We start from the raw sequence: 10,935 nt of genomic DNA, 5'->3' as shown, positions 1-10,935 counted from the left end.
TTAGTGGTTATTGGTATGAAGAGCCGTGTGAGGTGAGAGTCTCACGCACGGTTCTGTGGGAAGGTGAGGGTGCAATTCCCTTGCCTGACCCGATTAGGTGCAAGCCTAAAGAACGACACCACCGAGACAAACCGACAACCAAATTCAAATTTTCTACAAAATTGAACTGGTAACTTTGACAAATGAAAATACTGATTATAGAAGACGAAAACGAACTTGCCGACAGCATCTCCGAATATCTTTCGGAAGAAAACTATTTGTGTGAGTTTGCCCGAGCGTATAATCAAGCATTGGAGAAAATCAATTCATTTCATTACGACTGCATCTTATTAGACATTATGTTGCCAGACGGCAACGGAATGAATATTTTAGAAGAACTCAAAAGACAAGACAAACAAGACGGAGTAATTATTATTTCTGCAAAAAACGCATTAGACGACAAAATAAAAGGACTTCAAATTGGTGCAGACGACTACTTGACAAAGCCTTTTCATCTCTCGGAATTAGCGGCAAGGATTTACTCCATTATCCGTAGAAAACAATTTGGAAATTCAAATACTGTTCGACAAAATGAATTAGAAATAGACTTACTTGCAAAGACTATTTCCGTTCATAATCACCCCGTTATTCTGACCAAAAAAGAATTTGATTTATTGCTCTACTTTGTCGGAAATAAAAACAGAGTAATTTCAAAAAGCACCTTGGCTGAACATCTTTCAGGCGATTTTGCTGATATGTTGGACAGCCACGACTTTGTGTATGCTCATATCAAAAACCTAAAAAAGAAATTGAACGAAGCAGGTTGCGATAATTATTTGAAAACTGTTTACGGAACAGGTTATAAATGGGAAGGATGAATAAATTATTAAACAAATCACTAAAATCATTTACCATTTACGCTTTAATTGTATTAGCGGCAAGTGTTCCAGCGTATTATTTTTTGGTGGACAGCATTTGGCTAAGAGAATTAGATGAACATAATGAAATTGTTGCTGACAGAACGGAAAACGAACTCAATAAATTACAACTATCTGAAACCGAATTGAATCAAAGCATAGTGCTTTGGAACAAAATTCAACCGGGAACCAATCTGCAAAAGACCAATCTTGACAATGCAAGAAAAGACAGCACCTACACTGTTTTAAGAAAAAACCCTTATGTAACTCACGAAGATATTGACCGATTTCGTGGGCTTTCGAGAGTGATTGAAATAAATGGACAAAATTATTTACTCACCGTAGAAACCAATGTTGAAGAAACCGAAGAAACCGTTGTTGCAATCGCTATTCTAACCTTTTTGTTTTTTCTGATTTTGGTTGTTGGTTTTTTGATTCTTAACAGACGATTATCCGTCAAGTTATGGCAACCCTTTAGAAATACTTTAACAAAACTGAAATCCTTTAATCTCAATTCTCAAAGAAATATTTCGTTTGAAAAATCATCTATCCTTGAGTTTGAAGAATTGAATGTGGCTTTGAATAAATTAATCGAACACACTGTTTCGGTTTATAATTCGCAGAAAGAGTTTACCGAAAATGCCTCTCACGAATTGCAAACACCGTTGGCAATCATCAAAAACAAATTGGACATACTTCTGCAAAAAGAAGCACTAACAGAAAGGCAATACCAACTAATTGAAGACATCAATAAAGCTTTGACAAGGGTTTCTCGAATTAACAAAAATCTATTGTTGCTTGCCAAAATAGAAAACCATCAGTTTGATGATAGTGAAACAATAAATTTGAGCGGATTGACCGAAGAATGCTTGGAGCAATTGCAGGAACATTTTTCAAATAAAGAATTAAGCGTAAATACTTCAATAGAAAAAGATTGTGTCGTTACAGGAAATAGTGTTTTGCTTGAAATTCTTATCAATAATTTATTGCTCAATTCGATAAGACATAATCTTCAAAAAGGAACAGTTGAAGTTAAGTTGAGTAAATCGGGCTTTAATATTAACAATTCAGGAAGCGTTGCGTTAGAAAAGGAACAGCTTTTCAAAAGGTTTAAAAAAACTTCTGACGAAAGTTCAGGAAGTGGGCTTGGATTGGCTATTACTGAGCAAATATGCAAAAGACATCAATGGAAAATCGCCTATGAATTTCAGCAGGACACACACACTTTTAAAATCAACTTCTAGGGCAATTCAAAATTTCTTCTAAATCGCTTCGGAGCTTTGCAGGGTAATTAAAAAATTATCCAATTTATGAAGCGTATCATAGCAACCTTAATTATTCTGTTCTCCATCACAATTGCAAAGGCACAAGAAAAAGACAGTCTTTCATTCATCAAATCGAAAAGAATGTCTGATGATGACCTTGCTAAAAAGCGAGAAGGGACGTTTTTCACAGGAATACCCGACTTTTCTTCCGACCCAGTTACGGGATTTGGCTTGGGTGCGAGAACAAACATTTATTGGAATGGCAACCGAGATAACCCATTGTTCCCTTACACACCTTATTTGATGAAACTTACTGCAAATGCGGCTTATTACACTTCAAATGCAAGAGAATTAATTTTAAACTTGGATGTCCCTTACTATAAAGGAACACGTTGGAGATTTAAAGTGGACTTCAAAGCACAACAAAATCCAGCCAACCTTTATTTTGGATTAACTGAATCTACGCTCGGACAACTTCGCCTACCATCTGACGAAAACACAACTTTTTCAACTTATCGAGAATTTGATAGAGCGAGAAAAACTTTAAGACCAGGGGGAGTTGGAGAAGCTGATTTTGTAACAGATGCACTCTCAAACCGATTTATGGAAACCGAATATATGCTCAACCTTAAAGCCGATTATGCACTTGGAAATGGTAAGTGGCGGATAATGGGTGGTTATGAAATACAGCATTTGAGTTATTCAACTTTTGAAGGAATGCAAGCGGAAGCAATTGACCCGATTACAGGACAAAACACAACTGCACCAAACGGTATTTCACTACTTAGACGAGATTTTGAAGACGGATTAATTTCGGGCGTTGACGGTGGTTGGGTTTCCATTATTCAAACAGCGTTGATTTTTGACACAAGAGATTTTGAACCCGACCCTACAAAAGGTTATTACTTTGAAATAGCAAATGAATATTCCAGTAAATACATTGGTTCACAATTCGACTTCAATAAACTTTTTATCCAAGGACGAGCCTATCAAAAATTACCAATTGGCAAGCGTACAGTTTTAGCAGGACGATTTGGAGCAGGAAACATTTTTGGAAATAATGCTCCGTTTTTTGAATTTCAAGACCAATGGAGTCCAGAAGGAAGTATCAACGCATTGGGTGGCAGACAATCATTGCGTGGCTACCGAGCCAACCGATTTTTGGCTCGTTCAATGTGGTTTACCAATGTAGAATTGAGAGTAAGACTTGCAGAAACTCAAATTGGAAAGCAAAGATTTGCCGTTGGAGTAGCACCGTTCTTTGACGCAGGTACAGTAAGAGACCGTTGGCAAGACTTGAACTTTAAAAACATTAAAACTTCCTATGGCGGTGGACTTAGAATTGCTTGGAATCAATCCACAGTTTTATCATTTGACTATGGACATTCAAAAGAAGACAGATTATTTTACTTCGGTATTGGACAAGCATTTTAGACTTCAAAAACGACTGACTTAAAGATAAAAAAAGTATCTTAGTCGGACGAAAAACAAGAAGGCCAGCACCTAACAGCACCTACCCAAAAGTGGCGGTTCAGTGGTTAAACCAAGCTTTGTGCTTCTATCAACATTTGTGCTTGGTTGACAGTGAAGTGCTTCGAAATCGCCACCTTCGGGTAGCTGCAAAACGTGTGTGACTTGAATCGACCTTAAAAGCAGGTCGAATGCTTTGAAATGGATGGAGGACTATTGGGTATCCAATAGAGAGGCCCTCTGATGGCGGTTTACCGAGACAGCTATCAAACTACCTTACGCTGCATGTTTGGGAAACCAGTATGTGGTGAGCGGTAAGGAAAAACGGGGACTTTGATCCCTGTAGGTGAGTACTGATGGAGCTGAATGAAAATGAACCAGTGACGAAGCCTCGATAAGGCAAATTACGATGTGAAAAATAGGTAGTTACGTTTGTACCTATGACAAAGTGTGGCGGACGATCGGATATACTGGCCACATCGCATCCGGGGTTAAGCTGGCAGGAACGCAGTACAGGTCATTTCAAGGAACAAGTGAACTCCATGCCGTCAAGCCAAATCGAGAGAGGAAACCTGCACCCGTGGTTGGGTGAGGCATGGGGGGCAGATCCAGTCGTAGTAGCAATGAAACACCTGTAACGGGAGCGGAGCGAAGGGCTGGACATGTTTAGTTTCAAACCAGTTTACAACCAAGACAATTGGGATGACAGACTATTATGAAACAAAATCGCAACCAATTACCAAGCTGATGGTGTGGCAGGCGTACAAGAAAGTTAAATCCAACAAGGGAAGTGCAGGCGTAGACCGTATGGACTGGGAGGAGTTAGACAGCAATCTATCCTCACACCTGTATAAATTATGGAACCGACTGACCTCAGGGAGCTATTTTCCTGTGCCTGTCAAGCAAGTTAAGCTACCTAAGAAGGATGGAGGAGTCCGTAAGTTAGGTGTGCCCACACTCCTCGACCGAATCGCCCAGCAAGTAGTAAGAGCGCATTTGGAAAGACAACTTGAGCCACTGTTCCACGAGAGTTCATTTGGCTATAGACCAAACCGTAATGCTCACCAAGCAGTGAAACAATCAGAGCGAAATTGTTTTGGGCATGACCTTGTGGTAGACCTTGATATCAAAGGGTTCTTCGATAACATCAACCATGGCCTGATGATGAAAGCGCTGAGATATTACTGTAAGGATGAATGGATAGCCATGTACGTCTCCAGATGGCTAAATGCAGGCATCATGGCAGATGGGTTTTTCGAGGAGACAAAAGGAGGAACACCTCAGGGAGGCGTAGTGAGTCCATTACTTGCGAATCTCTATCTGCATGTAGCTTTTGATGAATGGATGCGGAAATATCATCCTGAGAAACCATTCGAACGGTATGCAGACGATGTGGTAGTACACTGCAGGACAGAGAAGCAAGCACAATTCATGTTAAGACAAATACGTCAGCGGATGAAGTCCTGCTTTCTAGAATTGCATCCTGAAAAGACCAAGATTGTGAACCTACGGGGTTGGTCAGAGACCAAATATCCCCGAAAGTATGATTTTCTTGGATTCACGATCAAGGCATCCATGCAGACCATCAAAGGAAAGGGGATGTTGCTACCTGGGACATTTGTGAGTATAAAGTCCAAAATTTCAATACTTGGCAAATTCAGGGAAATGCAAATCCACAAATGGCGCAAACCCATAAAGGAAGTAGCCAATCGTTTGAATCCTGTCATCAGGGGACTACTCAATTACTATCACAAGCTTAGGGGAGAATCCATACGTGAGGTATGGAATCAACTCAACCACCGTTTACTCAAGTGGGTGAAATGGGAGAAAGGACTATATAAATGGGCGGCAGTCAGATGGCTAAAGCAACAATACAAGTCGGCCCCAAACCTGTTTGAGCATTGGAAATTGGTTCAACCATAGGTATATTAGAACCGAAGCGATTCATAAACATGAAGAGCCGTGTGAGGTGAGAGTCTCACGCACGGTTCTGTGGGAAGGTGAGGGTGCAATTCCCTTGCCTGACCCGATTACCTGCAAGGCTAAAAGACCAACAGAAATAATAAACTATGAAAATTGGAATATTACATTTAAGCGACTTACATATACAAGAAGACGACTTAACAAATAGAATTGAAAACCTTGTTAGATCTGTAGAATATGATATTAAACAGATTTCACACTTATATTTAGTTTTCTCCGGAGACATTGTAAATTTTGGTAGAAAATCTGAATTTGAAAACGCCAAAATTTTTGTTGCAGGACTAACAGATAGATTAAAAGAAAAGTGGAAATTATTAAACATAAAAATCGTAGCAGTTCCAGGAAATCACGATTGTTGTTTTGACAACGAAAAGAAAACTCGAAAATCAATTTTAAATGATTGTAAAACAGATATAGTTGATGAAGAAGATTATTTCATAGACGCTATGGCTGTTCAGTCTGATTTTTGGGATTTCATAAATGAGGTAACAGAATTGTCGGACAGAAATTTAGTATCGTATAAATATGAATTCAGACCACATCTCGATTTTAAGGTTACTTTCCATTGTTACAATACAAGTTGGCTTACTGAAATTAACGAAAAACAAGGTTCACTTATAATTCCCGAAAATAAATTTATTGAAAACGAAAATGGCGAATACGTAATCTCAGTTTTTCATCATCCAGTAGATTGGCTTTCAGCAAATACAAAAAGAAATAATAAACAACGATTTGAAGAACATTTAATAAATAGCTCAAATCTTGTAATTTATGGCCACGAACACGATAAAGGAAATCCTAAGGCAGTACTTCAAAAAAACAATAATGTAGTTTTTTGCGGTGGTAAAGCTTTTGATAAAAATATTATTACTGAAACGGGATTTTGTCTTTATGAAATAGACCTAACTGATAAGTCAATAAATATTAAAACTTTCAATTTTGATGGTGAAACGTATAAAGTTGAGACAGAGGACAAACATCAAATTATTGAAAAAGTTAAACGGGAATTTATTTTAAACAAAGAATTTGAAACAAAAATTACAGATTTAAGTATTCCTTTAAAACACTCAAAAAAGCCAAAATTAATTTTATCAGATATATTCGTCTACCCTGACCTAGAACCATTACTTGAAGACGACAATTACGTAGCTCAATATCCAAACTCTTCGGAATTAATTGAAAAGGTTAAAAATGAAAAAAATCTAAATATACTAATTGAGGGAGCTGACCAATCAGGTAAAACATCTTTACTTTATGTCCTTTACAAAAGGTATTATGAAATGGGGCTTACTCCTATTTATTTGAGAGGTAAATATTGTAATGAAACAGATGTCAAGAAATTAGTAAAAAAGGTTTTAAAGGAGCAATACGATAGTGAAAATGTAGATTTACTTTTCCAACTTGACAAGAAAGTACTATTACTTGACAACTTCCACAAATCAGGTCTTAATTCAAAATATAAAAAACGGTTAGTAGAATCATTCAACAATAATTTTGAAGTAATTATTGTTACCTCTGACAACACCTACAGTTCAAAAAATGTAACAGAGGAGGCTACTAGCTTTAAGGACTATTTTAAATATAAACTTTTACCGCTTGGTCACGAAAAGAGGAGTGAATTAATTGAGCAATGGCTTTTGATTGGTGAAAATAAGTTGACGGTCCAAGAAGAAGTAATTTTAAATACAGTAAAATCAAGATTTAATGAAATCAATTCATTGATTGGAAATAGGTTGATGCCTTCTTATCCGATTTTTATATTGACACTCTTACAAAGTCTTGATGAAAATCTGCAAAATTTTTCACAAACATCATATGCTAATATCTACCTAGTTTTAATCAAAGCAGGGCTCGTAAAAGAAGGAATCAAAGATTCAGTTTTGACGAGTTTACTAAATATTCTCAAGGAACTTGCTTTTTATATGTACGACAAGAAGAAAAGTCCTTTCAATAGAGAAGATTTTGACAGCTTTGTTTTAGAATATTCAGCTAAATATTTCCGCCACAAATCATTAACAAACGATAAAACACTAAGTGTCCTTTGCAACTCTAATATTTTGAAATTTGATGATGAATACTACACTTTTTCTTACAAGTACATATACTACTTCCTAATAGCCCAAAAAATTTCAACAGATATAGAAAGCTATCAAGGTCTTATATATGACTTATGTAACAATATTCATCTAGAGATAAATGCAAATATTTTGATTTTCCTATCTCACCATTCAAAGGCGCACAAATTCTTATAGATAGTATCGTTTTCACAAGTGAAATTCCTTTTGAGAAAGCTAATCCACTAACATTAAGTAAGGATGACGAGTTTGTGCAATTTATCACTGAGTTTACAAATGAAATCAAAGATGAAATAATTGAAGACAGAAACCCAAAAGAAGAAGTAAAAAGGGAACTCAAGAAAAAAGATGCCATTGAAAGAAGGAATAGAGTTGATACAGATAGTGATAATGAAGAAGGGATATTACCTTCTGAGGCAATTGAAATGAATCAAGCCTTTAGAACGGTTAAAATCATTGGTCAGATTGTAAAGAATCAAAGTGGTGACTTTGAAAAGGAAAAACTTATCAAACTAGTTGAAGCAGCCTACAATACCATTTTTAGATTTCTTGGTTTCTATTCAGGTATGCTAGAAAAAGACAAAGAATTACTTATTGAAGCAATAGTCGAGGATATAAAGAAAAAGGAAGAAGAAAAGAAAAGTAAACGTGGCGAAATAGATGTTAAGTTAATAGAAAAGACAGTAAGAAATATACTTCAATTTATTTCGTGGCGTATTTGTGTAGATAGTATGACTAATCTAATGTTCGCAGTTGGAACAAAAGGCCAAAATGAATTATTTGACAGAGTTAATGCAAACATAGACACTACAGCTTCCAAAATAGTAACATTCGCTATTAAAACGTTTTATGATAAAATTGATACTAAAGAATTAGAAAATTTATTTGAAGATGTTAAGGACAATTATTTGGCTCAGTGCATCTTGAGAGAATACATTAAGAGGTATTTATATACAAACTTTGTAGAAAGAAACAAGCGAGACAGAATTATTCAAATAGCAGGGTTTAACAAACAAAGACTGATTGGAAAAATGAAAACAAAATAAAGCCCAGCAGGTAACAGGCGTTTGGCTCAATGGCGGGTGATGTGGTTAATTGAACATTCTACCTCGCATCAACTATTGTGGTGTATTGACAGTTTTGTGCTCCGAAATCCGCCACTGCGCCAAGCGCCAAAACGTTATAAACCATGATAAAAAACTGTATGAAACAGATAATTACCATCACTTTACTCTTCATTATAGGTACTTCTTGCTCAAAAAAAGAAAGTAACACCTATAACATATTTTTTGAAATTGAAGGATATGCTGACAGCACAAAATTTAAATTACTCGACCTAGATAGGGGTCTTGTGATTGATTCGCAATATGTTTTTCAAAACAGACTTGAATTTTCAGGAGTCGTAGATGAACCATTTATAGCTAGAATACACACCATCGATAACGAATGGTTAGTTCTGTACATTGAAAAGGGAATTACAAATATTACAGGCAAGAAAGGCTCATTCCGCTTTTCACATTTTGATGGTTCTGAACTTAACAATGTTATGGTTAAATACAGGGACATGCAAAAAGATTTTGAATTACGAAGGGATTCTTTAGCGGATGAAGTTTCTTCTAAGTACTACTCTGATGCAAAAGGGAATGAATTAGAAATTAAAGAACTGCAAAGCCTTGTATCTGAAATTGATAAAGAAATATTTGAAATTAGAAAATCAAGTATAGAAACTGAATCCCCCTCATTTTACACTTTACAAGAACTCTACTTTTTGCGTAACCAACTAACAAAAGATGAACTAACAAAATTATTACAGAGATTCCCTTCTAACCTTAAGAACACTAAAATGGGCGAAGTAATAAATTCATTTATAGAAAATAAAAGATTAGAAATAGGTGACAAATTTGTAGATATTAAAGGCTTAAATGTAGAGGGCTCAGAGATTAGCCTATCTGTATTTGAAGGAAAATTAATCCTGTTAGAATTTTGGGCATCTTGGTGTGGCCCTTGTCGGCAAGAAAACCCCAAGCTTGTCAAGCTTTATGAAAAGTATAAAGATAATGGTTTTGAGATTTACGGATTTTCAGTTGACGACAACATATCTTCATGGAAGAAAGCAATTGAAAAAGATAAGCTTACTTGGACTAATGTAATGGATTATGAAAAAGGAAGTTACAGTAAAATGTCGGCTCTTTATAATGTTCAGGCAATACCTTCGTCATATCTAATTAATTCCAATGGAATTATTGTAGCAAAAGACCTTAGGGGTGAGCAACTAGAGAATAAAATTAAAGAAGAACTAAATAATCACGGTTTATAACAGCACCTAAGAAAACATGGGGCGGACAGTGGTAACGGAAAGGATTGTTACCCAAACTGACTTTAGCTATGGCGGACAGATAATCGCTTTGAAAAGCCCCACGTTTCTTAGCTGCGGACCGTTACAAGCAACCGTAAAAAAAAACAGACAACTTGAAAAAATTTTTGACATTAATATTAATAATCGGACTTGCACCAATCATAGGTGGACTTTACGGCATTTTACACGACCAACTGACTTACACAATTTCACCAGAATATTATACAAAATTCAAATTCTATCAGTTCGGACTTATGGACTTAGGTAACGAAGCAATTTTTCCAAATCCTAGAATTGAAGTTTCGGCAGTAGGTTTTATGGCGACCTGGTGGATGGGACTTCCAATCGGTCTAATACTCGGACTTGTTGGATTGGTTCACAAGGACAACAAACAAATGTTTCGTACGACTTTGAAAGCTATTATCGTGACAGTTATTGTTGCGTTTGCGACAGGACTAATTGGACTTGCATATGGCAAACTTTATCTCGCAGACATAGGTGTAGATTGGTGGCTACCTGACAACTTGATTGATACAAAAAATTTTATAGCAGTTGGGTCAATGCACAACTTCAGTTATTTGGGCGGTTTGACAGGACTAATTGCAGGAACAATTTATAGTGTAAGAAAAAGACCAAAATATGAAGCAACGAACACTGACTACAAGAACGGCAGCTTGTAACACGGGTTTTGCGTCAGGCGGGGTGACGTGCAAACTTGGAGCTTTGTGCTTCTATTCAAGTTCAGTGCTGGTTGACAGTTTTGTGCTCCGAAACCCGCCCGAACGCAAAGCCCGAAACCGTGTGTGACTTGAATCGACCTTAAAAGCAGGTCGAATGCTTTGAAATGGATGGAGGACTATTGGGAAACCAATAGGGAGGCCCTCCGATGG

General features: G+C 36.6%; 8 protein-coding genes. All 8 read left to right on the top strand.

The annotated features are described in order from the left end of the window. Positions 1 to 182: 182 nt before the first annotated feature. A complete protein-coding gene (locus CLV48_RS20305; RefSeq protein WP_106569131.1) occupies positions 183 to 857 on the top strand; it encodes a response regulator transcription factor in 675 nt (224 codons plus the stop codon). After that, the gene (locus CLV48_RS20300) at positions 854 to 2,140 is read left to right on the top strand and encodes a sensor histidine kinase (protein WP_106569132.1); all 1,287 of its coding nucleotides are present in this window, start codon (positions 854 to 856) and stop codon (positions 2,138 to 2,140) included. The genes CLV48_RS20305 and CLV48_RS20300 overlap by 4 nt, the downstream gene beginning before the upstream one ends. Before the next feature lie 66 nt (positions 2,141 to 2,206). Next, complete coding sequence (gene omp85 / locus CLV48_RS20295; RefSeq protein ID WP_106569130.1) at positions 2,207 to 3,595, top strand: Omp85 family outer membrane protein; 1,389 nt, start codon at positions 2,207 to 2,209, stop codon at positions 3,593 to 3,595. Positions 3,596 to 4,333: 738 nt separating this feature from the next. Then, complete coding sequence (gene ltrA, locus CLV48_RS20290; protein ID WP_106569129.1) at positions 4,334 to 5,554, top strand: group II intron reverse transcriptase/maturase; 1,221 nt, start codon at positions 4,334 to 4,336, stop codon at positions 5,552 to 5,554. 146 nt (positions 5,555 to 5,700) lie between these two features. Then, positions 5,701 to 7,866: a metallophosphoesterase gene (locus CLV48_RS20285; protein ID WP_106569128.1), complete on the top strand. Its 2,166-nt coding sequence runs from the start codon at positions 5,701 to 5,703 to the stop codon at positions 7,864 to 7,866. Positions 7,867 to 7,940: 74 nt separating this feature from the next. Beyond that, positions 7,941 to 8,735 (top strand): hypothetical protein, encoded by a 795-nt coding sequence (locus CLV48_RS20280; RefSeq protein WP_106569127.1) that lies wholly within the window; start codon positions 7,941 to 7,943, stop codon positions 8,733 to 8,735. Between the two features lie 158 nt (positions 8,736 to 8,893). Next, the gene (locus CLV48_RS20275) at positions 8,894 to 10,006 is read left to right on the top strand and encodes a TlpA disulfide reductase family protein (protein ID WP_170069064.1); all 1,113 of its coding nucleotides are present in this window, start codon (positions 8,894 to 8,896) and stop codon (positions 10,004 to 10,006) included. 152 nt (positions 10,007 to 10,158) lie between these two features. After that, entirely contained in the window at positions 10,159 to 10,725 is a 567-nt protein-coding gene (locus CLV48_RS20270; RefSeq protein WP_106569125.1) for a hypothetical protein, read from the top strand. Positions 10,726 to 10,935: the final 210 nt, after the last annotated feature.

Origin of the sequence: Cecembia rubra (assembly GCF_003014575.1) — a bacterium.
GTDB classification, from domain to species: Bacteria; Bacteroidota; Bacteroidia; order Cytophagales; family Cyclobacteriaceae; genus Cecembia_A; species Cecembia_A rubra.
The sequence above is the reverse complement of the archived record's forward strand: the minus strand, read 5'-3'. Positions and strand labels throughout refer to the sequence as shown.

What these genes read in the sequence shown, in the direction of transcription:
- CLV48_RS20305 (WP_106569131.1), top strand. Translation starts at nt 183, where the DNA reads ATGAAAATACTGATTATAGAAGACGAAAACGAACTTGCCGACAGCATC.
- CLV48_RS20275 (WP_170069064.1), top strand. Translation starts at nt 8,894, where the DNA reads ATGAAACAGATAATTACCATCACTTTACTCTTCATTATAGGTACTTCT.
- ltrA (WP_106569129.1), top strand. Translation starts at nt 4,334, where the DNA reads ATGACAGACTATTATGAAACAAAATCGCAACCAATTACCAAGCTGATG.
- CLV48_RS20300 (WP_106569132.1), top strand. Translation starts at nt 854, where the DNA reads ATGAATAAATTATTAAACAAATCACTAAAATCATTTACCATTTACGCT.
- CLV48_RS20285 (WP_106569128.1), top strand. Translation starts at nt 5,701, where the DNA reads ATGAAAATTGGAATATTACATTTAAGCGACTTACATATACAAGAAGAC.
- omp85 (WP_106569130.1), top strand. Translation starts at nt 2,207, where the DNA reads ATGAAGCGTATCATAGCAACCTTAATTATTCTGTTCTCCATCACAATT.